Raw genomic sequence first — 25,509 nt, forward strand, 5'->3', positions numbered from 1 at the left:
CCGGGTCACTGGCCTTCGACCGTCACGGAGACGACGTCCTCGATCACGGCGTTCGAGAAGACGTCGACCGCGATGTCGCGGACCTCGGCCAGCTTCGCGTCGTCGACGGGGCCGTCGACGGTCACCTCGAAGCGCTTGCCGATGCGGACGTTGGTCAGGTCGGACTTGCCGAGGCGCGCGAGGGCGTTGCCCACCGCCTTGCCCTGGGGGTCGAGGATCTCGGCCTTCGGCATGACCTCGACGACGATCGTTGGCACGTGTTCTCTCCAGCACTTCAGGGGTGGGGGACGCGACCAGTCTACGGGGCGCCCGCGGCCCGCCGGGCCGGACCCGGGCCTCCTGTGGAGAACGTCCTGTGCGTTTGCTCACCTCTGTTCCACTCCGTATATTCGAAGTCGAATACTCCAGTCGGAACATCATCGCCATCAATCGGTCAGGAGGCCCGGGTGACGTCGCTCACGCCGCTCGCGTTCGCCGCGCTCGACCTGCTCAACGAGGCGCCGATGCACCCGTACGAGATGTACCAGACGATGGTCCACCGGCAGCAGGAGCGCACCGTCAAGGTCCGGCCGGGCACCCTGTACCACCAGGTCGGTCGGCTGGCCGAGCTGGGCTTCGCCGAGGTCGTCGGCACCGACCGCGACGGCAACCGACCGGAGCGCACCACCTACACGATCACCGACGCCGGTCGTGCTGCGCTCGCCGACGGCCTGCGCGGCATGGTCGCCGAGCCCGCCGACGAGTACCCGCAGTTCCACCTGGCGCTCTCGGTGGTCGAGAACCTGTCGCGGACCGAGGCGGTCGATGCCGTCCGGGCCCGGATCGTCGCGCTCGAGCGGGAGCGCGACGACTACGACGCAGCCGTCGGGCGCGTGCACGCCAAGCAGTTGGCCGAGCGCTACTGGCTCGACGTGTCGTACGTCCGTGCGATGCTCACCGCGCAGATCGAGTGGCTCAGCACCACGGTCGACCGCATCGACAGCGGCGACCTCACCTGGGACGGCCCGGCCGTCCCCGCAGACACCCCCACGAACAGCAAGGAACCCACTCGATGACCACCGCAACGCCCCCGCGGACGACCGAGAAGAAGCCCTGGCCCGCGCTCTGGGCCCTCGTCGTCGGCTTCTTCATGATCCTCGTCGACTCCACGATCGTCTCGGTCGCGACGCCCACCATCGCGCAGGCGCTCGACGCCGACATCAACGCGGTGATCTGGGTCACGAGCGCCTACCTGCTCGCGTACGCCGTGCCGCTGCTCATCACGGGCCGGCTCGGTGACCGCTTCGGCCCGAAGGTCATGTACCAGATCGGCCTCGTCGTCTTCACGCTCGCCAGCCTGTGGTGCGGTCTCGCCGGCTCGATCGAGGTGCTCATCGTGGCCCGCGTCGTGCAGGGCCTCGGTGCCGCGATGATGAGCCCGCAGACGATGTCCGTCATCACGCGCATCTTCCCGCCGCAGAAGCGCGGCGCGGCCATGGGTCTCTGGGGTGCCGTCGCCGGTGTCGCCTCGCTCGTCGGCCCGATCGTCGGCGGCCTGCTCGTCGACGGCTTCGGCTGGGAGTGGATCTTCTTCGTGAACGTCCCCGTCGGCGTCGTCGCGTTCGTCCTCGCGCAGCGCTTCGTGCCCTCGTTCGACCGGCACGGCCACCGCTTCGACTACCTCGGCATCTTCCTGTCGGCAGCCGGGCTGTTCCTGCTCGTCTTCGGCATCCAGGAGGGCGAGACCTACGACTGGGGCACCATCACCGGCGTCATCTCGGTCTGGATGCTCATCATCGTCGGCCTCGTCGTGCTGGCCGCCTTCGTGGTCTGGCAGGGCGTGCAGAAGGGCGAGCCGCTCCTGCCGCTCGGCCTGTTCAAGGACCGCAACTTCACGCTCGCCAACGTCGCCATCACGGCCGTCGGTGTCGCCATCGCCTCGTTCGCGCTGCCGATCATGCTCTGGGCGCAGGACGTCCTGCGCTTCTCGCCGACCCAGGCGGCGCTGCTCCTCGTGCCGCAGGCCGTGCTGTCCGCGGCGCTCGCCCCGCTCGTGGGCAAGAACCTGAACCGCTGGAACCCGCGCTGGGTCGCCGCCTTCGGGCTCGCGTGCTTCTCGGGTGGGCTGTTCTGGTTCGGCGGCCTGCTGTCGACCGGTGCGGACTGGGGCTGGGTGCTCCTGCCGAGCGCGCTCCTCGGGCTCGCGAACGCCTGCATGTGGGGCCCGCTGTCCGTCTCGGCGACGCGCAACCTGCCGCCGAAGCTCGCCGGTGCCGGCTCGGGTGTCTACAACACCACGCGCCAGATCGGTGCGGTCCTCGGTTCGGCCGGCATCGCGGCCCTGATGGAGGCCCGGATCACGGCGAACTTCCCGTCCTCGAGCGGGGGCGTGTCCGCCGGCGGCGCGGAGCAGCAGGTCGGTGCACTGCCCGGCCCCCTGCTCGAGCCGTTCTCGCGCGCGATGGGCGAGTCGCTCTTCCTGCCGGCGATCGTGCTCGTCGCGGCGATCGTGGCGGCGTTGTTCCTGGCGAAGCCGAAGCAGACCGTGCAGTGGGAGAAGACCGGCGACGTGACCACGCAGCCCGGCGCCGAGGGACAGTCGTCCGACCACGGCACGAAGCCTGCCGACCAGGGCACGGCAGCGTCCGAGCACGGTGCGCACGCCGCGGCCGCCGCCCCGGCGACTCCCGAGGACGAGCTCGCGGCGATCGACCACCACGGCAAGCACGCCGACGCCTGACCCGCGTCGTCCACCCGGGCCCCGGGCTGCTCACACGAGCGGCCCGGGGCCCGGGTGCGTCCGGGGCGGTGGCGCAGGCTTCGCCTCCGCGGGGGTGCGACACGACGGGTGCGGCCGACGAGCTGCGACGTCATCGACGTCGTGTGACCGCGACGATGTCGTCCCACGTCGGCGCAGATCCCGCGTCGGCGCCGGTCCCCGTCGACGACGCTGCCCGCCGGCGCCGGTCCCGCCAGCGCAGGTCCCCGCCATCGGCCCCCTCCGCCGCCGGTCCCTCCGCGCCCCGCTCAGCCCCGGCGCTCCAGGTGGGCGCGGGTCATCGCCTCCACCTGCTCGTCCGTCAGGGCGTCGACGTCCCGGGCCTCGCGGCGGTCGGTCCGCTGCCACCGCACGAACAGGGCGATGAGCACGGGGACGTCCGCGACCTCGGCGATGAACCACAGCAGGTCGCCGGCCAGGTGCTGGTCCTGCAGCGGTGACGGCGACCACGGCCTGCCGGTCACCGCGACCACCGACCCGTCGAGGACGTGGTTGGTGATCCGGAGCACGATCCCGGGGACCGCGTCGAGGACGAGTTCCACGAAGGCGAGCAGGAACTCGGCGGTGACGAACGTCGACGAGCGGAGCACCCCCGGCTCGGACAGGGGTGCCAGCAGTGCGAACCCCAGCACCGGCAGTCCTGCGGTGAGCGCGACGGCCCAGCCCTCGGAGTCGCGGACCACCGCCGACAGCGGGGTGAGCAGGACGCCGAACAGCACGAGGGCGACCACCGGCGCGACGATCGCGTTCCCGAGCAGTCGCACCGGACGCGAGCCCATCGCGGCGTCGGCGGCGCGTGCGAGGCGAGCCGGGCCTCCTGTCCGGAGCAACGGGACGGGCGCGCCCAGCGCGGCGAACGCGGGGACCGCGAAGAAGAGCAGGGCCGCGCGCAGGACGAACGCCCACCGGAGCTGCCGGTCGTACACGCCGACGATGCCGAACTGCAGGACGGCGAACAGGCCGAGCGCCAGGGCGAAGGCCAGCGTGCGCCACCACGGCCACCGGGTCCCGCGCCGGGCGGCACCGACCACCCACCACCCGTAGGCCACGGCGGCGACCACGACGAGGACCGCGGCGAGAGGGTCGAACCGCCAGGTGCTCCAGAACTCGGGTGTCGAGGGCGTCGGGTGCCTCCTGCGGCGGTGGGACCGACGTGGACCGTCCGGCTGGCGGTGATCGTGCGGCGCTCCTCATCCTCCGCCCGTCGCCCCTGCGTGCAGGGCGTCCGCCCGTGAGAACCGGTTCAGATCTGCCGGACGCCCCGCGACGGCGCCGTGCGGGAGAGCAGCCACACCCCGATCGGCACGCCCACCGCGCCCACGACGGCGACGCCGAACGACAGGTGCGCCTGCATCACCAGGAAGGCCGGGCCGATCGTGCACACCGCCGCCACCGCGACGACCGGCCAGGCCGGCCGGTCGGTCGTCGGCACGAGGCGGGGGAGCGGGCGGTCGAACCAGCGGAGCGCACGGGCGATGCCGAGCGACACGGCGAGCAGCACCACCAGGGCGACCGGTCGGGTCGCCCACCACGCGCCGGACCCGGGGTCGGGGAAGGGGACGCCGAGGAGCAGGGCGACACCGTTCAGGGCGATGAAGAGCGGCAGGTGCCAGAGGTAGATCGTCATGCCGTCCCGGCCGAGCACGAAGACGGTGCCGAGCGCTGCCCTCGTGCGCATGAGTCGGGTGAGCGGAGCGTGCACGAGCTGGACCAGGCACGCCTGCGCGATCGCGAGGAACGCCAGCGGCAGCATCGGCGGGTTCAGGTCCTGCAGCATGTCCGGCGCCCACAGCCCGATCGAGGTCATCGGCACGAGCAGCGCGTAGGCCGCAACCGCGATCGCGAGGAGCAGCGCCTTCGGACGGCGGGCGAACCAGCCGTCGGCCCACAGGAACCCGAGCTGCTGCGCGAACAGCCAGACCGGACCGAGGTTGAGCAGCCCGACCTCGGCGGTGCCGGTGGCGAGGCGCACGGCGTCGACAGCGCCGGCCAGCAGGAGCAGGACGCCGAGGGTCCGCCACGGGGCCCGCTCGTGCAGGCGCACCATGAAGGGGACGCAGCACTGCGTGATGCCGTAGGCGGCGAGGAACCAGAGCGGCGAACCGATGCCGAAGGCGACCTCGGCGAGCAGCTCCGGCGGGGTGCCGACGGCGGTGGCGACGCCGAGGCCGAGGGCGAGCACCACGAAGAGCGGGACGGCGGGGCGGTACAGCCGGACCAGCCGGGTGGCGACCCAGTCGCGGGCGGGACTGCCGTCGGCACCGCTGCGCGCCACGGTGCTGCGCCACCCCACGGCGCTCGCGAAGCCGCCGACCACGAAGAACAGCGGCATCACCTGGCCGATCCACGTGGCGGCGACGTACCAGGGGAGCTCCTGCAGCGGGCTCGTCACCCGGAGCCCGCCCTGGTCGGCGGCGACGCCGACCATCGTGATGTGCACGAAGACGACGAGGACGACGCAGGCCGTCCGGATGAGGTCGACGACCAGGTCCCGCTTCGCGATGTTCCCCCGGACGTCCGCTGCTGTGGGTGCCTGCTCGGGCAGACCCTGGTGCGTGGACATGTCCGGACGCTAGCGCGCGATCGGCCGGATCAGGACCGTTCCAGCGGATCGCGACCGGATCGTGACATGACGTATTCCGGTAGCGGCATGCGCACGGGTCGGTGGCGACCCACCCGACTCGTGTAGTGTTGCCCTTGTCTTGATCGCTGCAAAAGAAAGGCTCAGCATGGACGCCGACGCCGATCTGCTCCGGGGGGCGGGGCTGCGGGTCACCACGCCGCGACTCGCCGTGCTGCGCGCGACCGGGGCGATGCCGCACGCCACCGCCGACGACATCGTGACCGCGCTCACCGCCGAGCTCCCGACCACGAGCCACCAGGCCGTGTACGGCGTGCTGGCCGCCCTGACCGGGGTCGGCCTCGTGCGGCGCATCGAGCCGGCCGGCAGCCCGGCGCGGTACGAACGGCGCACCGGTGACAACCACCACCACGTCGTGTGCACCCTCTGCGGCGCGATCGAGGACGTCGACTGCGCGGTCGGCCACGCCCCCTGCCTGACGCCCTCCGAGACCCACGGCTTCGCCGTGACGACCGCCGAGGTCACCTACTGGGGCATCTGCGAGCGGTGCGCCGCCGCCGAGCGCGACGACACCGCCGCGCCCGTCGACGCGGCCGGCGCCCCCGCCGTGGCCGCGGTCCCCGGCGACGCTGCCGACACCCCGCGCGTCCCCTGAACCACCCGAGCATCCCTGACCGAACCAACCGTTCCACCCAAGGAGGAACCGTGTCCGACCAGAACACGACCGGCACCCCGTCCGGCACCCCCACCACGACGACGAACAGCGGCGCGCCCGTCTCGAGCGACCAGCACTCCATGGGTGTCGGCGCCGACGGCCCCCTCGCCCTGCACGACCACTACCTGGTCGAGAAGCTCGCCCAGTTCAACCGCGAGCGCGTGCCGGAGCGCGTCGTCCACGCCAAGGGCGGTGGCGCGTTCGGTACCTTCACCGTCACCCAGGACATCAGCCGCTACACCCGCGCCGCGTTCCTGCAGCCGGGGCAGCAGACCGAGATGCTCGCGCGCTTCTCCAGCGTCGCCGGCGAGCAGGGTTCGCCCGACACCTGGCGCGACCCCCGCGGCTTCGCGCTGAAGTTCTACACGTCCGAGGGCAACTACGACCTCGTCGGCAACAACACCCCCGTTTTCTTCATCCGTGACGGCATCAAGTTCCCCGACTTCATCCGCTCGCAGAAGCGTCTGCCCGGGTCGCACCTGCGCGACCACGACATGCAGTGGGACTTCTGGACCCTGTCGCCCGAGTCGGCGCACCAGGTCACCTGGCTCATGGGCGACCGTGGCCTGCCGGCGAGCTGGCGCGAGATGGACGGCTTCGGCTCGCACACCTACCAGTGGATCAACGCCGAGGGCGAGCGCTTCTGGGTCAAGTACCACTTCCTGACGGAGCAGGGCCACAAGACCCTCACGCAGGAGGACGCCGACCGCATCGCCGGCGAGGACGCGGACTTCCACATCCGCGACCTGCACGCCGCGATCGAGCGTGGCGACCACCCGCGCTGGACGCTCAAGGTGCAGATTATGCCCTACGCGGACGCCGAGTCGTACCGGTTCAACCCGTTCGACCTGACGAAGGTCTGGCCGCACGCCGACTACCCGCTCATCGAGGTCGGCACCATGGAGCTGAACCGCAACCCGGAGAACTACTTCGCGCAGATCGAGCAGGCGACCTTCGCCCCCTCGAACTTCGTGCCCGGCATCGCCGCGAGCCCGGACAAGATGCTGCTCGCGCGCATCTTCAGCTACGCGGACGCGCACCGCTACCGCGTCGGCACCAACCACGCGCAGCTGCCGGTCAACGCCCCGAAGAACGAGGTCCACTCGTACTCGAAGGACGGCGCCATGCGCTTCGACTTCCAGAAGTCCGAGGTGCCGGTCTACGCCCCGAACTCGCTCGGCGGTGCGCACGCCGACCCGGACGCGACCGACGAGACCCCGGGCTGGGAGTCGGACGGCGCGCTGCAGCGTTCCGCCGCGACCCTGCACCCCGAGGACGACGACTTCGGCCAGGCCGGCACGATGGTCCGCGAGGTCCTCGACGACGCCGCCCGTGAGCGTCTGGTCGGCAACATCGCCGGTCACGTCTCGAAGGTGACCCGCGACGACCTGCGTGAGCGCGTGTTCGCCTACTGGACGAACGTGGACGCCGACCTCGGCGCGCGCGTGCGCGCGGCCGTCGTGCCGAGCGCACCGGGTTCGAACGAGGACCCGGAGACGGTGGCGGTCGAGGCGTAAGCCCCGCTGCTGACGGACGGGAGGCGCGGTGCGGGTCGGACTCGCACCGCGCCTCCCGTCCGTTCTCACGTTCCGGACCGGTGGCCCGTCGAGCAGGACCGGGTCCGTTCCGGCGGGGGCGCCCGGTGCTCGTCCTGGAGCTAGACCTGCTGGCCGTTGAGCAGGATCGGACCCTCCGGCCAGTCCTCCAGCCGTTCCGCCACCGGCAGGACCATCCAGCCACCCTGGTCGGTCATCGGCATGCCGGCGCCCTCGGCCGTGAAGGCCGTGTAGTCCCCGACGACGTCGTCGAAGTGGTGCCAGCCGAGGTTCGCGTAGAAGGGGATGCGGTTCTCTCCGGCACCGAGGAAGCCGTACGGCACCGCGAGGCCCTCGAGCACGGCGTGCGCGCGCTCCATCAGCTCGCGGCCCTTGCCCGTGCCCTGCAGGCGCGGTGCGACAGCGACCAACCCGGTGTCGCCGACCAGCACGTCGCGGCCACCCACCGAGATGTACATCCGGCGGATGCCGACGTGGGCGAGCACGACACCGTCGGTGTCGCGGGCGATCACCCGTCGTTCGGGCTGCATGCCCGCCCAGCTCCGGCCGCCCACGTACCAGTGGGACCAGTCCGGGAAGGCATGCGCCAGCAGTGCGGTGATGGCCTCGTGGTCGGGGAGTGTGAGGGTGCTCTCCTCGAGCACCTCCCAGCGGATGTCGTCAGTCACGCGTCCATCCTGCACGGATGCCCCACAGCGGGTTGCGCCGCGGCTCGGCTCTCTCGTACGTTAACGGCGATACATCAGTAACGGCGAGCAAAGGGGCGACGTGTCGATCAAGAACGTGGTGTTGGGGATGGCTGTGCTGGGGAGCGTCGTGGGCGGTGGGCTCGCGGTCGACGCGGCCACGGCTCCGGAGGCGAACGCGGCTTGCTACGGGTCGGTGACGCTGACGAAGGGCAAGAACAACTCGTGCACGAGTGCGCGGAACTGGAACGTGATCAAGAACAAGGGGACGAAGTACGGCAACTGGGCCGGGCGAGGTGCCTGGTCGTACGAAGCTGCCTGCTGGGTGAACGTCGTCTCGTACGGCATGACGGCAGTCTGAGACGCGATCGTGAGCCGCGCGTGGTCGGTGATCGCGGTCTCGGCGGTCCCGGTCCTCCTCACGGCGGGTTGTGCAGCCGCTCCGACGACACCGGAACGTTCGCCGTCCGGCGCGGAGGCGTCCCTCCAGCACGCGGGTCCTTGGGCAGAGGAGTTCCGATCCGCGCTGGATCACGGCGTGTCCGACTCCGAAGCGTCGATGCTGGCCGACGGCCGGGTCACGGCGGAAGAGGTCGAGACGGCGCACGAAGGCGTCCGACGATGCCTCGCCGACTCTGGTCTCGGCATCGAGTACGACCCGGACGGTGGGTTCTCGCTCGTGTCGTTGACCGGGAAGTACCCGGATGACTACTTCGAGCGGACAGACCCCGTCCTCCGTGCTTGTGAGAAGCGGTACGACCAGTTCGTGACCTTCCTCTTCGAGCAGACTCGCCGCAATCCCGAGCGTCTCGACGATGCGGAGATCATCGTCCCGTGTCTGCGGGAGGCGGGAGTGGTCGACCGGGACTACACGACGCAGCAGTGGCGCAGGGACTACGACGCCGACACGCTGCCGTTCGACTCGATGTTCGGCGAGGCGCGGCAGTGCGAACTCGACCCGCTCGGCCTGTGGCGGTCACGGTGAGGCGCGCCTGGCCTTGGGGCGCGGTCATGGTGCTCGTGGTCCTGGTCGCCTCGAGCTGTGCCGCCCCTCCGGTGCGGCCGGACCGCTCCCCGTCCGGTGCGGACGCCTCCCTGCGGCACGCCGGCCCCTGGGCCGACGAGTTCCGATCGGCGCTGGACCACGGCGTCTCGGACTCCGAGGCGTCGATGCTGTCGGACGGGAAGGTCACGGCCGCAGAGCTCGAGGAGGCGCACGAAGGCGTCCGGCGGTGTCTCGCCGACTCCGGTCTCGGGATCGAGTACGACCCGGACGGCGGGTTCTCGCTGCAAGCGCTGAACGGGAAGTACCCGGACGACTACTTCGAGCGGTCGGACCCGGTCCTCCGCGCGTGTGAGGAACGGTACGACGAGTACGTGACGTACCTCTTCGAGCAGACCCGCCGGAACCCCGAGCGGCTCGACGAGGCCGAGATCACCGTCCCGTGCCTGCAGCGAGCGGGGCTCGTCGATCGGGGGTACACCGAGGAGCAGTGGCGGAAGGACTACGACGACGACACGCTGCCGTTCGATTGGATGGACGAGAAGGCGAGGCAGTGCGAACTCGACCCGCTCGGCCTGTGGCGGGACGGCTGATGCAGCGCCCGTCCGGAGCGCTCCTCGGCCTCGGCGCGATGCTCGTCGCGGCCGGCAGCGCCGCCGCGGTCGTGGTGGCCGTGCCGGCCCAGCCGCCCGCGGCGCTCCGGACCGCGTCGCCCGCCAGGACCGTCGCGGTCACCGAGCGCACCGACGCCGACGAGCGGCAGGTGCAACTCGCCCTCGACACCGGGGCGCCCAGGGCCGTGGTGACGAACCGGACCGGGACGGTGACGGCCTCGTCGTGCTCGACCGGTGCCCCGCTCGTCAGCGGTGACGTGATCGCCCGCGTCGACGGCCAGCCGGTCGTCGCGCTGGCGACGGGGGAACCGCTCTGGCGGGACCTGGAACCGGGCGACCGCGGCGAGGACGTCTCCGGGTTGCAGGCCGAGCTCACGCGTCTCGGTGCGGGACTCGCGGTCGACGGGCTCGTCGGCCCCGGGACCCTCCGTGCCGCTCGGCAGTTCCTGGTCGACCGTGGGGTGACAGCGGACGACCTGCCCGACGGCGTGGTGCCGCGGGCGCCCTTCGCCTGGGTCCCGGCTGTCGAGAACAGCGTCCGTGCCTGCACGGCGGTCCTCGGCGCCCCCGTCGACACTGAGGGGACCCTCGTCGAGCTGCCGGCGGAGCTCCGCGGAGCGCGCATCGAGACCCTGCCGGCCGACCCGGCTCCGGGCGACCGGGTGCTGCGGATCGGCGGCGCCGAGGTGCCGGTCGATGCGCGGGGCGTCGTGTCGGCGCCCGATGCGCTGGCTGCGGTCGCCGCACTGCCTGAGTACGCGGTGACGGTGTCGTCGGCCGACGGCGTCCCGACGCTCCCGGTGGCCTGGTCGCTCCGTCGTCCCCGGACGGTGCAGGTCGTTCCGCCGACCGCGCTGTGGAACCTCGACGGTGATCGGGCCTGCGTGCAACCGACGTCGGGTCCGGCACGCGAGGTCGAGGTCCTCGGCTCCGAGCTCGGTCAGTCCTTCGTGCGAGGGTCCGAGGGTCGACCACTCGACCGGGTCCGTACCGATCCCGACCGGTCCCGTCCGTGCCGGTGACGCTGGTCGGGGTCGGCCACACCTGGTCGAACGGCATGGTCCTGTTCCGCCAGGTCGATCGCACCTTCGTCGATGGCACGGTCACTGCGGTCGTCGGGCCGAGCGGCTCGGGGAAGTCGACGTTCCTGGCGGTCCTCGCGGGGATGCTCCGGCCGACCGCCGGCTCCGTGGACCGTCCGGCAGGGTGCCGACCGCTCTGGGTGTTCCAGAACCCGCACGGGGTCGCTCGGCGTCGAGCGCTGGACCACGTGGCGCTGCCGTTCCTCGCGCGCGGTGACGACCGCCGGACTGCCGATCGGCGGGCGGTCGAACTGCTCGGTCGTTTCGGCCTCGACGGGCGGGTGCACGCCCGGTTCGGCGAGCTGTCCGGGGGCGAGGCGCAACGCCTCATGCTGGCGCGGGGCGTGGCGAGCAGCCCGGGACTGATGCTCGTCGACGAGCCGACGGCCCAGCTCGACCGGGCGACGGCGACGGAGGTGAACCGGGCGATCGGGGCGCTCGCCGCGTCGGGGACCGTGGTCGTCGTCGCGACGCACGACGACGACACCCGAGCTGCGTGCGACTCCGTCCTCGACCTCGGGCAGCACCGGTGAGGCGGCCCGACCGGCCCCGGGCCGCTGATGCGTGTCGACGACGGGACATGCGGCTCGGGGAGGTCGCGCGCGAAGCCTGGCGGGACGTCGTGACGGGTGCCGGGTGGGCGGCGACGGGCGCCCTCGTCCTCGCGGTCCTCGTCGGCGGGGTCGTCGGTCTCCGCGCTGTCGCGCTCGCCGCGGACGTCCGCGGCGCCGCCGACTACCTCGCGAGCGGGGCGGCCACGACGGTGCAGCGTGCCGAGGGGCGGATCGACGGCCGCGCGTGCGACGCGCTCGCGGCTTCCGAGGGGGTGCGGGCAGCCGGGGCGGTCCGCCGACTCGAGGAGGGCACGGTGCCGGCCGCGCTGCCCGGCTCGGCGGTGCCGACGTACGAGGTCACGGCGGGCTTCCCGGCGGTCGTCGGGTCCGCCGCCGGTGCCACCGGGTCGGTCGGGGTCGTCCTGTCCCCGTCGGTGCAGGAGTCGCTCGGCCTCGCGCCCGGGGACACGCTCGTGACGGCGGCGGGCACGTCGGTCGGGCCCGGGCCGCCGGTGGCGGGTGTGTACCCGTACCCGGACGACGGCCGTGACCCGGACCTCGAGTACGCGCTCCTCGCGCCGACCCCGGACGACGGTCGCGCGTTCGATGCGTGCTGGGCGACGGTGTGGCCGCAACGGGAGGACACCCTCGCGGCGCTCCGGCGGACGGTCCTGCCGGGCACCGGTGCCGACGACGAGGCCCGTCCGACGGTCGGGCAGCTGAACCCCCGTGCCGGGGCGACCTTCACACCGGCCGCGGCCGACCCGGTGACGGCGTCACTCGGTGCGGCGCTCGCGGCCGGGGTGGCGGTCGGTGCTGCGTCGGTCGGGCGACGGCGCCTCTCCCTGGCGTCCGACCTGCACGTCGGCGTCCCGCGGAGCGCGCAGGTCCTCGGTCTGGTGCTGCAACACGGACTGTGGGGCGCGGTGGGGTCCTGCGTGGCGGTGGCCGTCGGCGTGGTCGCCGTCCGCGGGCTCGGACCGGCGGACGCCGTGCCGATCGTGGTCGAGGCGGTGGGGATCGCGGCGATGGGGCTCGTCGGCGTGCTGGTCGGCGGGGCGGTGGCGGCCGCACTGGTCCGTGAGCGGTCCCTGCACCGGTACTTCCGAGCACGCTGACCGCTGGGCCCGCGCCTCCGTGCCTCCGTGCCTCTGTGGGTCCGTGCCCCCGTGCCGCCGTGCCGCCGTGCCGCCGTGCCGCCGAGCGACCCCTTCGTCGCACTGCGTGCGTGTGCATCGTCCGACGGACCACGCGTCGATCGTCTCGTGCACGGTCGGAACATGCGCGTGCATCACATGCGTGCGGATCCTCCGACGCAGCACGCGTCGATCGACCCGTGGGTCGTCGCACGATGCGCCCGCATGCAACCCGCCGCCGCGCGACCGCCGCCGCGCGCCCCCGCGACCGCCCCCGGCGCCCGCCGCCGCGCGGCCCCGCAACCGCCGCCGCGCCCGCCCGGTCGCGGCTGAGGGCCGGGCGCGGTCACCTCGATGCGGTTCGCCCACGGGTCCTCGAACGCGACGGTCCGACCGTCGTCCGCGGTCTGCACCCCGGTGTCGTGCATGCGCGCGACGAGGGCCCCGAGGTCGTCCGACCCCGGTACCTCGATGCGCACGAGGCCGAGCCCGAGCGCGAGCTGCCGCCGTCCGGCCCCGCGGGAGTTCCACGTGTTCATCGCCATGTGGTGGTGGTACCCGCCGGCGCTGACGAACAGGGCCTGGTCGCCCATCGCCGCCGTGGTCGTGAAGCCCAGCCGGTCGACGTAGAAGTCGCGGGCCGAGGCGACGTCGCCGACGGACAGGTGCACGTGCCCGACGCGTCCCGGCGCCGACGCGGCCGACTCCAGCGCCGCCGCGGTCAGGTTCTCCTGCAGGAAGGCGTTCGGGTCGACGTAGATCGTGGCCATGTCGACCATGCCGTGCGTCCACGACCACTCGGTGCGGTCGCGGTCCCAGTACAGCTCGACACCGTTGCCCTCGGGGTCGGTGCAGTAGAACGCGTTGCTCACCAGGTGGTCGGCGCTGCCGGTGAAGGTCTGCGGGTACTGCGTCGCGACGGAGTACAACGCGGCGGCCAGGTCGGCCTTCGTGTCGAACAGGATCGCGGTGTGGAACAGGCCGGCGTCGCGCGGGCCGGCGTGCTGCATCGACGGTGCGTGCTCGAGGACGACGATCGGGGTGGTGCCGCGACCGAGGACGGCGACGCCGCCGTCGTTCGACAGCAGCGACAGCCGGATGCCGTCGCGGTAGTAGCCGATCATCCGGTCGAGGTCCGCGACGCGGAGCGTGACGGCGCCCATCCCGGTGGTGGCGGCGAGGAGGTCCTGCGTGTGCATGACCCCAGTGTGCGCCGGTTTGGTTGACGCGTCAACCAAATGACCGCACGCGGTCACCGGGCGCTGGACCCGGTCACCGCACGCGGTCACCGGGCGCTGAACCCGCCGTCGGTCTTGAGCAGTTGCCCGTTCACCCACCCACCGTCCGGGCCGCACAGGAACCCGACGAGCGCGGCGGTGTCGCGCGGCGTCGACGGCCGACCGCCCGGGGTCTGCTCGACCACGGCCTGCCGGATCTCGTCCGTCATCCACCCCGTGTCGTTCGGCCCCGGGTTCACGACGTTCGCGCTCACGTGGACGTCAGCGAGCTCGTGCGCGGTCGCGATGACGAGCCGGTCGAGCGCCCCCTTGCTCGTGCCGTACGGCAGGTTGAACGCCGTGTGGTCACTCGTCAGGGCGATGACCCGTCGCCGGTCGATCGGGGCGTCGGCACCAGCCCGCAGCCGCGCCGCGTACGCCTGCACGAGCAGGAACGGGGCGCGGGCGTTGACGGCCATGTGCCGGTCGAACGACTCGACGGTGGTCGTCGCGAAGTCCGAGTCCACCGATTCGCAGTGCGACATCACGAGTGCGGTGACGGGTGCGCCCGCCTCCGCCTCGGCGCGGCCGACGAGCGCGGCCGCCTGGTCCGGGTCCTCCAGGTCGACCGGGAGGCGCGTCACGCGTGCACCCACGGCCCCGCACTCCTGCACCACGGCGTCGATCCCGTCCGGATCCGCCCCGCCGCTCACGCGGTCGTCGTACGGGCTCCACCACGAGATGGCCAGGTCCCAGCCGACGGTCGCCAGCCGGACGGCGAGCGCAGCGCCGATCCCGGCCCTGCGGCCCACGCCGGCCACCAACGCGAGCGGTCGTTCGGACGTCATCCGGGCCTCCCCTCCGGTGCTGCGGTGCACCGGTCGCAGGCCAGTCTGCCGGAACCGGACACGCGGGTGCCATCGCACTCGGTGTCCTGTCGGCGGAGGGGGCGCTGCGGAGGCCAAGATGGACGGATGCCACGCACACGACGACCGATCCCGCGCGAGCGCGGACCCCGCGGCGGTCGTCCCGACCCACGCGACCTGCCGATCGAGCACGTCCGCGACCGGATGTCGTCGTACATCTACGGCAACATCACGGTGCTCGCGGCGGCCATCGCGGTCGATCCCGAGGCGATCCGCCACGGGTCCGCGGTCTGGGCGGTCCTGGCCACCGCCGTGCTGACGTACCTGGCGCACGTGCTGGCGCACCTCGTCGCGCACGGACTCGGCGCCGACGAGACCGTGCCCGACGCCGTGCGCCGCGAGTCGGTCGTGACGATCATGCGCAACGCCAACCCGATCGCGACCTCGGGGCTCATCCCCGCGGTGCTCTACGCGGCTGCCTGGCTCGGGTGGGTGCCCGCCGAGTGGGCGCAGACCGCAGCCCTCGTGATCCTGGTGGTCCGCATCGGGCTGGTCGGGGTGTTCATGCAGCGGTTCAGCGGGAAGCAGCCGACGTTCCTCGGGCTCTGGGGTGGCATCGTGCTCGCTGCCCTGGCGTTCGTGATCGGTGTCGTGAAGGTGGTGTTGACGCATTGAGTGCCGTCGAGTCCGAGCCCGAGCCCGAGTCCGGCGCCGGCACCGAGCAGCGGCCGGGTCGCGCCGGGTGGCGGTTCCTGCGCGACCTGGCGGTGATCGTCGTGGTGGCGCTGCTGGCCTCGTTCCTGGTGAAGGCCTACCTGGTCCGGTCGTTCTACATCCCCTCGGCGTCGATGGAGAACACGCTGCTGGTCGGTGACCGCGTGCTCGTCAACGAACTCGTCCCGGGCCTGGTGCCGCTGCGGCGCGGCGACGTCGTCGTCTTCCAGGACCCGGGCGGGTGGCTCGGCACCGGGCAGGGCGACGACCTCATCAAGCGGGTCATCGGGCTGCCCGGCGACACCGTCTCGTGCTGCGACACGGCCGGCCGGCTCTCGGTGAACGGGCACGCCGTCGACGAACCGTACGTGGTGCACGAGCCCGGGTCGGACCGGGTCGCGGCGGACGACTTCACGGTGACCGTCCCCGAGGGGCGGATCTGGGTGATGGGCGACAACCGCTACGACTCCGCCGACTCGCGCGTGCACGGCACCGTGCCGGTCGACGACGTCGTCGGGCGCGCGTTCGTCACCACGTGGCCGGTGTCGCGCTGGACCGTGCTCTCGCGGTACGGCGACGAGTGGGACGCCGTCCCCGGACCCTGACCGCGGCGGGCGGCGGGCGGCGGGTCGGTCAGCAGCCGGTCGTCGTCAACGTGACCCGGGCGACGGCATCGTTCGAGACCTTCGTCGTCCGGGGGCACAGGTCGCCCGCCCGGACGGTGACCGACCCGAGCGGCACGCCCGCGAACGACGCGGTGCCGCCCGGGAACACCCGCTGGTGCTCGGACAGCTTGCCGGTGGACGCGAAGACCTCGACCTCGTAGGGCTGCTCGGCGGCGTTCGTCGACACGGTCACCGCGATCTGCCCGGTCGAGTCCTGGGCGCCACAGCCCGCCAGCGTCAGGAGCGCTGCGGCAGCGAGGGCGAGCGCGGGAGCGACGGGACGGGGCACCGGTCCAGGCTAGTCCGGCGTCGGCGGGTGCCCGGCCAGCGGTTCCCCGCCTACTGGGGGTGTGCGTCCTCCGATCGGGGGACGCCCTCTGTCCGTTCGGCGCGTTAGCGTGGAGGCATGCACCACACCGATCCAGCGACGACCGCCCTCGGCAGTGCTTCGCCCGAAGCGGTCCGCCGCGCAGCGCTGCTCGCCGCGCTCGACGTCGTCGAGGGCGGCCCCGAGGAACGCTTCGAACGGATCACCCGGATCGCGCGTGAGGCCTTCGGCGTCTCGGGATCCTTCCTCAACCTCGCCGGCACCTCCACGATGACGATCAAGTCGCAGCAGAGCGACACGCACTTCGGTCCGACCATCCCGCTGCTCGACACCTTCTGCGGGCGCACCCTCGGCGTCGACGGTCCGGTGCTCGTGCCGGACGCCCGCGACGACGCCCGGTACTCCGACATGCCGATGGTGGTCGGCGACCCGAACGTCCGCTTCTACGCCGGGGTGCCGCTGCGGATCGGCGACGACCACGTCAAGGTCGGCACACTGTGCCTGATCGACCCGGAGCCGCGGACGCTCGACGCCGACGAGGTCTCCCTGCTGCAGGAGCTCGGCACCTGGGCGGAGCGCGAACTCGCCGCCGGCGCCGACGAGGACCGGCTCCGCTCCGTGCTGACCGGCTTCGAGCCCGACGCGCTCGACGTGCCCGGCTACCGTCTGGCGGGCATGTCCGTGCCGCACGGCGTGGTCTCCGGTGACTTCCACGACTGGCACCGTTCCGGCGACGACTCCGTGCACCTGACAGTGTCGGACGTCATGGGCAAGGGCATGTCGGCCGGGCTGCTCGCCGCCACCATCCGCGGCGGCCTGCTCGCGCGCGGGGACATGGCGCCCGACGTCGCGGTCGCCGAGCTCGAGGCGCAGGTCGCGCCGGAGCTCAGCCGCGCCGAGTCCTTCGCGACGATGTTCCACGGACGCCTGACCCCGTCGACCGGGCGCCTCGACTTCACCGACGCGGGGCACGGGCTCGTGCTGCAGCTCCGCGACGACGGCGCCGAGCGCGTCCTGCGCTCCTCGGACCTGCCGATCGGGCTGCACCCCGTCGGCATCGAGCGGGCGTCGGGTTCGCTCGTGCTCCGGCCGGGCGACGTCCTCGTCATCGTGAGCGACGGCGCGCTCGAGCTGTGGGACTCGACCCTGGCGTCGCTCTCCGAGCTCGGTGCGCTCTACCGGCAGTCGCCGGACATCCCCGCGTTCCTGCAGCGCGTGCGCGAACGAGCCGTCGAGCACGACCCGGGCGACGACCTGACGGTGGTCGTCGTCGCCCGCGACGCCTGACGGCCCGACTCACGCCAGGCACTCAACGCCTGACGCCAGGCCCTCGACGGCTGACGCCTACCGCCGCGCGCCGACCGGGCAGCGCCGACTGGCCAGCCGATCGGCCGGCGCAGCGCCGACCGGGCGGCGCCGACTGGCCTGCCGACCGGCCGGCGCAGCGCGTCCCGCCGTCAGGCCCCGAGGCGCTCGATCAGCTCGGCGTACCGCGCCGCGGTCCGCGCGACGATCTCGTCGGGCAGGACCGGCGGCGTGCCCTGCCGGTCCCAGTTCGCGCTGAGCCAGTCGCGCACGATCTGCTTGTCGAACGAATCCGTGCGGGCGTCGGCGCGAGCGTCCCAGTAGCGGCTCGAGTCGCTCGTCAGGACCTCGTCCGCGATGCGGATCCGGCCGTCGGCGTCGCGGCCGAACTCGAACTTCGTGTCGGCGATCACCACGCCGCGGTCGAGCGCGATCGCCGCCGCCTCGGTGTACACGTGCAGTGACAGCTCGCGCAGGGTCGCCGCGACCTCGTCGCCGACCAGGTCGACGGTCTGCTCGTAGGAGATGTTCTCGTCGTGCTCGCCCTGCGGCGCCTTGTACGCCGGGGTGTAGATCGGCTCGGGCAGGCGGTCGCCGTTCGACAGCCCCTCGGGCAGGGGCACGCCGCAGACGCTGCCGGTCTCCTGGTACTCGGCCCAGCCGCTGCCGACCAGGTAGCCACGGACGACGCACTCGACGGGGAACATCTCGAGCGGCATCACGTGCATCGAGCGGGACTCGACGTCGGCGGGCACCGGGGTGCCGCCCTCGGACGGACCGATGAGGTGGTTCGGCACGTCGCTCAGCTGCGTGAACCAGAAGCGGGACAGCCGGGTGAGCAGCTCGCCCTTGCCGGGGATCGGCGGTTCGAGCGCGAAGTCGTAGGCGCTGACCCGGTCGGACGCGACGAGCAGCAGCTCCGAGGCGCTCGCGATGTCCGGGGTGCCGGTCGGCACGTAGAGCTCGCGGACCTTGCCCGACGAGACGTGGTCCCAGCCGGCGACGCGCGGCGCGGCGGTCACCGGGCGACCTTCGCGGCGATGTCGGTGCGGTACTGGGCGCCGGCGAGCGTGATGTCGCCGATGCCGGCGTAGGCGCGGTCGCGGGCCTCGGCGAACGAGGACCCGGTGGCGACGACGCTGAGCACGCGGCCGCCGGTGGCGACGAGCTGGTCGTCGAGCAGGCCGGTGGCGGCGTGCGCGACCGAGACCCCCTCGCGGGCGTCGGCGGCGTCGACGCCGGTGATCGCGCGGCCGGTCTGCGGGTTCTCCGGGTAGCCCTCGCTGGCGAGCACGACCGTGACGGCGGCCTCGTCGCGGAACTGCGGGGCGGGTGCGTTGCCGAGCTGCCCCGTGGCCGCGGCGAGCAGCAGCCCGCTCAGCGGCGTGGCCAGGCGGGGGAGCACGACCTGCGTCTCCGGGTCGCCGAACCGGGCGTTGAACTCGATGACCCGGACCCCCTGCTCGGTCACGATCAGCCCGCAGTAGAGCAGCCCGACGAACGGGGTGCCCTCGTGCTCCAGGCGACGGACGGTGGGGAGCGCGACCAGCTCGGTGACCTCGGCGACGAAGGCCTGCTCGGTCTCCCAGCGGTCGGCGAGCCACGGCAGGGGCGAGTAGGCGCCCATCCCGCCGGTGTTCGGGCCGACGTCGCCGTCGCCGAGCCGCTTGTAGTCCTGCGCGGGGCTGAGCGCCCGGACGTCGTGTCCGTCGCTCAGGAAGAAGAGCGAGACCTCTTCGCCGTCCAGGAACTCCTCGACCACGACGTGGCCGTGCTGCAGCCAGTAGGTGGCGTGGTCGACGGCGGCCTGCCGGTCCTCGGTCACGAGCACGCCCTTGCCGGCGGCGAGCCCGTCGGCCTTGACGACGTACGGGGCGCCGAGTTCGTCGATCGCTGCCACGGCCTCGTCCACGGTGCCGGCGTACACGGGCCGCCCGGTGGGCACCCCGGCCTCGGACATGATCCGCTTGGCGAAGGCCTTCGAACCCTCGAGCTGCGCGGCGGCGCGGCCCGGGCCGAACACCGGGATGCCGCGGGTGCGGACGGGGTCGGCGACGCCCGCGATGAGCGGTGCCTCGGGACCGACGACGACGAGTTCGACGCCGTTCTCGATCGCGTACTCGGCGACCAGGGCGCCGTTCGTGGGGTCGAGGGAGACGGTCTCGACGTCGGCGGCGATGCCGGCGTTGCCGGGAGCCGCCGTGATGACGTGACCGGCGCGCTCTGCGAGCAGGGCCGTGATGATGGCGTGCTCGCGGGCACCGGAACCGAGGACGAGGATTCGCACCCGATCACCCTACCGATCCGGGCTCGCCCGCCGCGATGCGACGGCTAGCCTGTGGGGATGCCACCCAGGAGGATCGAGGACGCCGACGGGATCGCGGCACTGCGTGCCGTGCAGCAGGGGGAGACGGCCCGGCCGACGCTCGCGACCGCGGTGCGCTGGACCCTGCAGCGGCTCGCCGAGGACGTCCCCGGCAACAGCGTCGAGGTGCGGGTGCCGCCGTTCGCGGCGGTGCAGGCGGTGCCGGGACCGCGCCACACCCGCGGCACGCCCCCGAACGTGGTCGAGACGGACGCGACGACGTGGCTGGCCCTGGCCACCGGCGAGCTCACCTGGGACGGTGCGGTCGCGCAGGCGCGCGTCAGCGCGTCCGGCTCGCGCGCGGACCTGACGGCCTTCCTGCCGGTGCACGCCGCGCTCTGAACCGTCTGGTCGACGGACGGACGGACGGATGGTCGGTCGGGTCGACGGACGGGAGGCCCGTGTCGGCCCCGCCACGAGCCTCCCGGCCGTCACGGCGTGCGCCTGATGCGGCGACCCGGCGGACGGCGGGAGATCCAGCCGGCGACGCGGCCCCGACGCGCCCTGCGAAGATGCGCGCACCCGAATTAGGTAGTCGCTACCGATGCGTATCGTGCAACCGGTTGCCTACGCTTGAAGTCGCCGGGATTCGGACCCGACCCGAACGGGTCCGAACCCGGCGACAAGCACCAAGGTACGCGACCTTGCACGTCAGGTGTCAACCGGCGCGGCGAGTCGTGCTGCAATCCGCAACGTTCTTGCGCGGCGGCGGCGCTCAGAAGAGCTCGCCGAGCTCCGACCGGGCGTGCAGCTGCCACTTCGCGAACACCCGCGACAGGTGCGCGTCGATCGTGCGGGTGGACAGCCCGAGGACCTCGGCGATGCGCCGGTTGCTCAGCCCGCCCGCCGCCAGCTCGGCAACCTCGTACTCGCGCTTCGTCAGCGGAGCCTTCGCCCGGCTCGCCGCGACCGCCATGCCGTGCGACGCGAGGACGCCCTGCGCGGCCACGGTCCGGACGCGGTCCCCGGACCGGAGCGCGTCGGCGTACTCGACGACGGCGGCGGCGAGCGGCCCCTCGATGCGCGCGGCCGCCTCGCGCAGGCGGTCGAGGGACGGTCCCGCCTCGCGTCCCGCGAGCAGGTCGGTCGAGTAGTGCAGGGCCCGTGCGTACATCACCGCGGTCCAGGACCCGGACTCGGTGCTCCGCGCGATGACCTCGTCGGCGTGCAGCGCTCCGGCGGGGTTGCCGATGACGGCCTCGGCCCAGGCGATCGTCGTGGGGATGAGCTCGCCGGTGATGCGCATCGCCCGGAGCGGCGTGGTCCGTGCGCGGTCGAGCGCCCGGGCGGCGTCCTCCGCCCGCCCGGCGAAGCCGTACGCCATCGCGAGGCGCGCCCACGGGTACGCCGCGAACCCGCCGTGGTCGGCGACGTCGTACCGTTCGCACGCCGCCGTGAACGCCGTGATCGCGTCCTCCCAGCGGCGCTGCCCGATCGCCAGGTTGCCCTCGCCGATGAGCTCGAGCGTGAAGTCGTACTTCAGGTAGGGGCTCGAGCGTCGGACCGGCACCTCGGTGAACAGGTCGGCGAGGTCGCCCCGCCAGACCTGCACCTGGTGCAGCACCGAGATGATCTCCCCGACGCTCCACGGGGAGTCCTCCAGGTGCTCGACCGCGGTGGCGAGCGCCCGACGTCCGAACGCCGAGGCGTCGTCGAGCCGCCCCTCGGTCGCCAGGGCCATCACGGCGCAGGCGGCGAGGCACAGGAAGGACGCCGGCACGGTCGGCGCGTGCACGATCCCGCTCCGCTCGACCTCGGCCCGGACCTCGGCGAACCGTCCGCCCCAGCCGAGGTGGCTCAACCGCAGCAGGCGCAGCCGTTCGACGGCGTCGCCGGACACGAGCGGGACGGCGGCGTCGGTCAGGGCGACCGCGGCGTCGACGTCGTCGTCGTGGAACTGCCGCGTGTTCGCCAGGGTCTCGCACGCCTGGACCACGGCGTCGTCGGAGACCTCGTCGCTCGACGCCTGCGCGAGCGCCCAGGCCGCCTCGGCGTCGGTGCGTCCGGCCTCGCGCCCGACGGAGTAGGCGTACGCCAGTGACCGGAGGCACAGCGCCGTGACCCGTTCCGTCGGGTGCAGCGTCGTGCGGAGCGCCGCCGAGGTCAGCGACAGCGTGCTCTCGTGCTCCTGCAGCCGCGAGGCCACCTGGGCGCCGTCGAGCAGCTGCTCGACCGAGGGCAGCACGCCGCACTCGAGCGACCAGAGCGCGGCTCGGAGCCGTGCCGCGGGCGGGGCGCCCTCCGGCCGGTCGGCGCGGAAGGCGTTCGCACGCGCGAACAGTGTCGATCGCCGGGCGACCGGCACCAGGCCGCGGATGACCTCGCCGACGAGCGGGTGCGACGGCCGGACGACCGCGGCGCCGTCCTCGACCGCGTCGATGCGGACCAGTCCGAGCGCGACGACGCGGTCGACGTCACCGCCGCTCACGAGTCCGAGCAGACGCGGCAGCGGGATCGGGTCGGCGAGGGCGACGATGTCGACGACGTCACGCAGGTCCTCCGGCAGCGACCCGAGTTCGGTCCGGTACATGTCGGCGAGGCTGTTCGACGCCGTCACCCGACCGCGCCAGTACCAGCCGGAGGCCGTGTGCTCCAGGGCGCCGGACGTCCGCGCCGCCCGCACCACCTCGCGCAGGTAGAGCGGGTTGCCGGCGGTCGCACGCTGCACCCGTTCGACCGAGGCCGTCTCGAGCTGCGCACCGAGCGCCTCGGCGATGAGCGACGCCGTCTCGTGCAGCGCGAGCGGCTGCAGGTCGATCCGTTCGAGCAGGTCCTCCTGCCAGAGCGCGCGCAGGGGTTCCGGCAGCGCGGTGAAGTCGCGGCACGTCAGCACGAGCCGGGCACCCTGCTCGCGGACGAGCCACGCGACGTAGCGCGCCGAGATCGCGTCGAGGTGGTCGGCGTCGTCGACGCGGATGAGGACGTCGCGGTCCCGCAGCTCGGCGATCGCACGCAGCCGGGCCTCGGCACCGGCGCGGTCCGCGAGCTCGGACAGTGTCGTGGGCAGCTCGCCGAACCGTTCGGCGGCGGCGCTGAACGGCATCGACCGGCTCGCGGCGACTGCCGTGATCGGCACGACCACGGTGCGGTCCGTCGGGTCGCGCTCGACGACCCGGTCGGTCACCCGTGCGGCGACGGTGGTCTTGCCGAGTCCGGGCGCGCCGACGAGCGCGACGCTCCAGCGGTGCTGGGCGACGACGGCGACGGCGCGGTCCTCCTCACGACGACGCAACAGGGGCCACGGCACGCGCGCGGGCGGGCGCGGCGCTCGGCCGTGGCCGGGGACGGTCCGTTCGGGCACCCGCACCACCTCCTGCGATCGTTCGACGACGGGTTCGGACCATCCTGCACCGGATCGCCCCGTGGACACCGGCCCGAACACGTCCCACAGTGGGGGACAATGGGATCGTGAGCACCCCCGATCGTCCCGACGACCAGCCGCCCGTGGCCCCGGCGCCGAACGCCGTCGCCTCCTCGGACGAGGTCACGATCCGCCGCGCGCCGAAGTTCGGCGTCTTCATCGTCGGCGGCGCGGTCCTCGGGTTCATCGCGACGCTCGTCGTCGTGTCGCTCACCATGGACCTCGGCGGCCAGCAGGAGCAGTCGAGCTTCGGCAGCCTGGTCGGCTACTTCAGCCTGTGGGGCGTCACCATCGGCGCCTTCGTCGGCGCGGTGGTCGCGGTCGTGCTCGACCGGGTCTACGCCCGGCGGGCAGCCCGCCTGACGGCGGAGCGCGTCGAGGTCGAACTCCCGCCCGAGACGGTCGACGGCGAGCTCGACGAGCACGGCGACCAGCGGCCGTAGCCGCGACCACACGACGGACAGGAGGCCCGTGGCGGTGTCGCCACGGGCCTCCTGTCCGTCTGCTGGTCGCGTCCGGGACGCGACCTAGCTGAGCTGGTTCGCCTCGACCCAGGACAGGTACTCCGGCGACACCGTGCCGGTCACGTACTCGCCCGTGAAGCAGCTCATCTCGAGGTCGGTCACCTCGGAGCCCTCGATGATGGCGTCCCGCATGTCGCCGATCTCCTGGTAGATCAGGTGGTCGCTGCCGAGCACCCGGTTGATCTCGGGGATCTTGCGGTCGTGCGCGATGAGCTCGGCCCGCGTCGGCATGTTGATGCCGTAGACGTGCGGGTACCGGACCGGGGGAGCGGCGCTCGTGAACGTGACCTCGTTCGCGCCGGCGGCCCGCGCCATCTCGACGATCTCGCGGCTGGTGGTGCCGCGGACGATCGAGTCGTCGACGATCAGGATGTTCTTGCCCTTGAACTCGGACGACATCGCGTTGAGCTTCTGGCGCACGGACCGCTTGCGCTCCGCCTGCCCCGGCATGATGAACGTGCGGCCGACGTAGCGGTTCTTGTAGAAGCCCTCGCGGTACTCGATGCCGAGCTTCTGCGCCACCTGCATCGCGGCCGGCCGGCTCGAGTCCGGGATCGGCATGACGACGTCGATGTCACCGGTCGGCGCGTACTGCTCGATGGTGTCGGCGAGGCGGTTGCCGAGGCGCAGACGCGCGTCGTAGACCGAGATGCCGTTCATCACCGAGTCGGGACGAGCCAGGTAGACGTACTCGAACGAGCAGGGCACCAGGCGCGGGTTCTTCGCGCACTGCCGTGCGTGCATCTGGCCGTTCATCTCGATGAACACGGCCTCGCCCGGAGCGATGTCGCGGACGATCTCGTAGCCGCCGGACTCGAGCACGAGCGACTCGCTCGCGACGACCCACTCCGGCTGCCCGGCCTCGTCGAACTTGTGCCCGAGGATGAGCGGGCGGATGCCGAACGGGTCGCGGAAGGCGAGCAGCCCGTGCCCGGCGATCGTCGCGATCGTCGCGTACGAGCCCTCGACGCGCTCGTGCACGCGCTCGACGGCGTCGAACACCTGACCCGGGTCGAGGTTCGCGCCGCGCACCTGCCCCTGCAGCTCGTGCGCCAGCACGTTCACCAGGAGCTCGGTGTCCGACGTGGTGTTGAGGTGTCGACGGTCGATGTCGAACAGTTCACGCGTGAGTTCCCGCGTGTTGGTGAGGTTGCCGTTGTGGACGAGGACGATGCCGTACGGCGCGTTCACGTAGAACGGCTGGGCCTCTTCCTCGTTCGTCGCGGCGCCCTTGGTGGCGTAGCGGACGTGTCCGAGGCCCATGGTGCCGAGGAGGGCACGCATGTCGCGGGTCCGGAACGCCTCGCGCACGTGCCCGCGGGTCTTGTGCATGTGGTGCACGTGACCCTCGACCGTGGCGATGCCCGTCGAGTCCTGCCCGCGGTGCTGCAGGAGGAGCAGTGCGTCGTAGATGGATTGGTTGGCGGGGCCCTGTGCAACGAGGCCGACGATGCCGCACATTCGCGGGTGTGCTCCAGA

General features: G+C 72.7%; 25 protein-coding genes and 1 pseudogene. 15 read left to right on the forward strand and 11 right to left on the reverse strand.

The features are described 5' to 3' along the window. Positions 1-5: 5 nt before the first annotated feature. The gene (purS, locus tag DEI99_RS02570; protein ID WP_071256793.1) at positions 6-257 is read right to left on the reverse strand and encodes a phosphoribosylformylglycinamidine synthase subunit PurS; all 252 of its coding nucleotides are present in this window, start codon (positions 255-257) and stop codon (positions 6-8) included. Positions 258-446: 189 nt separating this feature from the next. Here purS and DEI99_RS02575 point away from each other — a divergent pair, with 189 nt between their 5' ends. Further along, complete coding sequence (locus DEI99_RS02575) at positions 447-1,055, forward strand: PadR family transcriptional regulator (RefSeq protein ID WP_111043050.1); 609 nt, start codon at positions 447-449, stop codon at positions 1,053-1,055. Next, positions 1,052-2,719 carry a DHA2 family efflux MFS transporter permease subunit gene (locus tag DEI99_RS02580; protein ID WP_111043049.1) on the forward strand — a complete coding sequence of 556 codons (1,668 nt, stop codon included), beginning with the start codon at positions 1,052-1,054 and terminating at the stop codon, positions 2,717-2,719. Before DEI99_RS02575 ends, DEI99_RS02580 begins: the two co-directional genes overlap by 4 nt. A 287-nt stretch (positions 2,720-3,006) precedes the next feature. Here the strand turns inward: DEI99_RS02580 and DEI99_RS02585 are convergent, their stop codons facing one another. Further along, a complete protein-coding gene (locus tag DEI99_RS02585; protein WP_258369586.1) occupies positions 3,007-3,819 on the reverse strand; it encodes a cytochrome c oxidase assembly protein in 813 nt (270 codons plus the stop codon). A 182-nt stretch (positions 3,820-4,001) separates the two neighbouring features. Further along, the gene (locus DEI99_RS02590; protein ID WP_111042769.1) at positions 4,002-5,321 is read right to left on the reverse strand and encodes an acyltransferase family protein; all 1,320 of its coding nucleotides are present in this window, start codon (positions 5,319-5,321) and stop codon (positions 4,002-4,004) included. 166 nt (positions 5,322-5,487) lie between these two features. Between DEI99_RS02590 and DEI99_RS02595 the strand changes: the two genes are divergently transcribed. Together DEI99_RS02595 and DEI99_RS02600 are read left to right on the forward strand one after the other, a co-directional pair. Next, positions 5,488-5,994, forward strand: coding sequence for a Fur family transcriptional regulator (locus DEI99_RS02595; RefSeq protein WP_258369584.1), 507 nt, complete (start codon positions 5,488-5,490; stop codon positions 5,992-5,994). Between the two features lie 50 nt (positions 5,995-6,044). Then, positions 6,045-7,571: a catalase gene (locus DEI99_RS02600; protein WP_111042768.1), complete on the forward strand. Its 1,527-nt coding sequence runs from the start codon at positions 6,045-6,047 to the stop codon at positions 7,569-7,571. Positions 7,572-7,711: 140 nt separating this feature from the next. Here the strand turns inward: DEI99_RS02600 and DEI99_RS02605 are convergent, their stop codons facing one another. Beyond that, positions 7,712-8,278, reverse strand: a complete 567-nt coding sequence (locus DEI99_RS02605; RefSeq protein WP_181434514.1) for a GNAT family N-acetyltransferase — start codon at positions 8,276-8,278, stop codon at positions 7,712-7,714. A 100-nt stretch (positions 8,279-8,378) separates the two neighbouring features. Between DEI99_RS02605 and DEI99_RS02610 the strand changes: the two genes are divergently transcribed. The 6 genes from DEI99_RS02610 to DEI99_RS02635 all read left to right on the forward strand — a co-directional run bounded on the left by DEI99_RS02610 (position 8,379) and on the right by DEI99_RS02635 (position 12,667). Beyond that, positions 8,379-8,657 (forward strand): hypothetical protein, encoded by a 279-nt coding sequence (locus DEI99_RS02610; protein WP_146247183.1) that lies wholly within the window; start codon positions 8,379-8,381, stop codon positions 8,655-8,657. Positions 8,658-8,834: 177 nt separating this feature from the next. Then, a complete protein-coding gene (locus DEI99_RS02615; protein ID WP_111042765.1) occupies positions 8,835-9,281 on the forward strand; it encodes a hypothetical protein in 447 nt (148 codons plus the stop codon). Positions 9,282-9,307: 26 nt separating this feature from the next. Next, a complete protein-coding gene (locus DEI99_RS02620; protein ID WP_111042764.1) occupies positions 9,308-9,892 on the forward strand; it encodes a hypothetical protein in 585 nt (194 codons plus the stop codon). Then, the gene (locus DEI99_RS02625) at positions 9,892-10,935 is read left to right on the forward strand and encodes a peptidoglycan-binding domain-containing protein (protein ID WP_146247182.1); all 1,044 of its coding nucleotides are present in this window, start codon (positions 9,892-9,894) and stop codon (positions 10,933-10,935) included. The genes DEI99_RS02620 and DEI99_RS02625 overlap by 1 nt, the downstream gene beginning before the upstream one ends. Next, a complete protein-coding gene (locus tag DEI99_RS02630; protein ID WP_111042762.1) occupies positions 10,926-11,528 on the forward strand; it encodes an ATP-binding cassette domain-containing protein in 603 nt (200 codons plus the stop codon). Before DEI99_RS02625 ends, DEI99_RS02630 begins: the two co-directional genes overlap by 10 nt. Positions 11,529-11,575: 47 nt before the next feature. Then, positions 11,576-12,667 (forward strand): hypothetical protein, encoded by a 1,092-nt coding sequence (locus DEI99_RS02635; RefSeq protein ID WP_111042761.1) that lies wholly within the window; start codon positions 11,576-11,578, stop codon positions 12,665-12,667. A 362-nt stretch (positions 12,668-13,029) separates the two neighbouring features. On the opposite strand, the pseudogene DEI99_RS02640 reads toward DEI99_RS02635, so the two are convergent. Together DEI99_RS02640 and DEI99_RS02645 are read right to left on the reverse strand one after the other, a co-directional pair. Beyond that, positions 13,030-13,848, reverse strand: a pseudogene (locus DEI99_RS02640) (VOC family protein); the annotation flags it as partial. Between the two features lie 122 nt (positions 13,849-13,970). Beyond that, entirely contained in the window at positions 13,971-14,750 is a 780-nt protein-coding gene (locus DEI99_RS02645) for an SDR family oxidoreductase (RefSeq protein ID WP_111042759.1), read from the reverse strand. A 126-nt stretch (positions 14,751-14,876) separates the two neighbouring features. Between DEI99_RS02645 and DEI99_RS02650 the strand changes: the two genes are divergently transcribed. Continuing rightward, positions 14,877-15,443 carry a hypothetical protein gene (locus tag DEI99_RS02650; protein ID WP_111042758.1) on the forward strand — a complete coding sequence of 189 codons (567 nt, stop codon included), beginning with the start codon at positions 14,877-14,879 and terminating at the stop codon, positions 15,441-15,443. Then, the gene (gene lepB, locus DEI99_RS02655) at positions 15,440-16,087 is read left to right on the forward strand and encodes a signal peptidase I (RefSeq protein WP_111042757.1); all 648 of its coding nucleotides are present in this window, start codon (positions 15,440-15,442) and stop codon (positions 16,085-16,087) included. The genes DEI99_RS02650 and lepB overlap by 4 nt, the downstream gene beginning before the upstream one ends. 28 nt (positions 16,088-16,115) lie before the next feature. Here the strand turns inward: lepB and DEI99_RS02660 are convergent, their stop codons facing one another. Further along, the gene (locus DEI99_RS02660) at positions 16,116-16,436 is read right to left on the reverse strand and encodes a hypothetical protein (protein ID WP_111042756.1); all 321 of its coding nucleotides are present in this window, start codon (positions 16,434-16,436) and stop codon (positions 16,116-16,118) included. A 117-nt stretch (positions 16,437-16,553) separates the two neighbouring features. Between DEI99_RS02660 and DEI99_RS02665 the strand changes: the two genes are divergently transcribed. Then, positions 16,554-17,762, forward strand: coding sequence for a PP2C family protein-serine/threonine phosphatase (locus tag DEI99_RS02665; protein WP_111042755.1), 1,209 nt, complete (start codon positions 16,554-16,556; stop codon positions 17,760-17,762). 170 nt (positions 17,763-17,932) lie between these two features. On the opposite strand, the gene DEI99_RS02670 is transcribed toward DEI99_RS02665, so the two are convergent. Both DEI99_RS02670 and purD read right to left on the reverse strand, forming a co-directional pair. Further along, on the reverse strand, positions 17,933-18,802 hold the full coding sequence (locus DEI99_RS02670; RefSeq protein ID WP_111042754.1) for a phosphoribosylaminoimidazolesuccinocarboxamide synthase: 870 nt from the start codon (positions 18,800-18,802) through the stop codon (positions 17,933-17,935). Further along, the gene (gene purD / locus DEI99_RS02675; protein WP_111042753.1) at positions 18,799-20,067 is read right to left on the reverse strand and encodes a phosphoribosylamine--glycine ligase; all 1,269 of its coding nucleotides are present in this window, start codon (positions 20,065-20,067) and stop codon (positions 18,799-18,801) included. The genes DEI99_RS02670 and purD overlap by 4 nt, the downstream gene beginning before the upstream one ends. Before the next feature lie 57 nt (positions 20,068-20,124). On the opposite strand from purD, the gene DEI99_RS02680 reads away from it, so the two are divergent. Beyond that, the gene (locus DEI99_RS02680) at positions 20,125-20,487 is read left to right on the forward strand and encodes a sterol carrier family protein (RefSeq protein ID WP_111042770.1); all 363 of its coding nucleotides are present in this window, start codon (positions 20,125-20,127) and stop codon (positions 20,485-20,487) included. 373 nt (positions 20,488-20,860) lie between these two features. Here DEI99_RS02680 and DEI99_RS02685 read toward each other — a convergent pair whose 3' ends face one another. Beyond that, positions 20,861-23,377, reverse strand: a complete 2,517-nt coding sequence (locus DEI99_RS02685) for a helix-turn-helix transcriptional regulator (protein WP_146247181.1) — start codon at positions 23,375-23,377, stop codon at positions 20,861-20,863. Between the two features lie 176 nt (positions 23,378-23,553). Between DEI99_RS02685 and DEI99_RS02690 the strand changes: the two genes are divergently transcribed. After that, complete coding sequence (locus tag DEI99_RS02690) at positions 23,554-23,949, forward strand: hypothetical protein (protein WP_146247180.1); 396 nt, start codon at positions 23,554-23,556, stop codon at positions 23,947-23,949. Positions 23,950-24,033: 84 nt separating this feature from the next. On the opposite strand, the gene purF is transcribed toward DEI99_RS02690, so the two are convergent. Then, the gene (purF, locus tag DEI99_RS02695; protein WP_111042750.1) at positions 24,034-25,491 is read right to left on the reverse strand and encodes an amidophosphoribosyltransferase; all 1,458 of its coding nucleotides are present in this window, start codon (positions 25,489-25,491) and stop codon (positions 24,034-24,036) included. Positions 25,492-25,509 lie beyond the last annotated feature (18 nt).

The sequence above is a fragment of the Curtobacterium sp. MCLR17_036 genome, from assembly GCF_003234445.2.
Lineage (GTDB): Bacteria > Actinomycetota > Actinomycetes > Actinomycetales > Microbacteriaceae > Curtobacterium.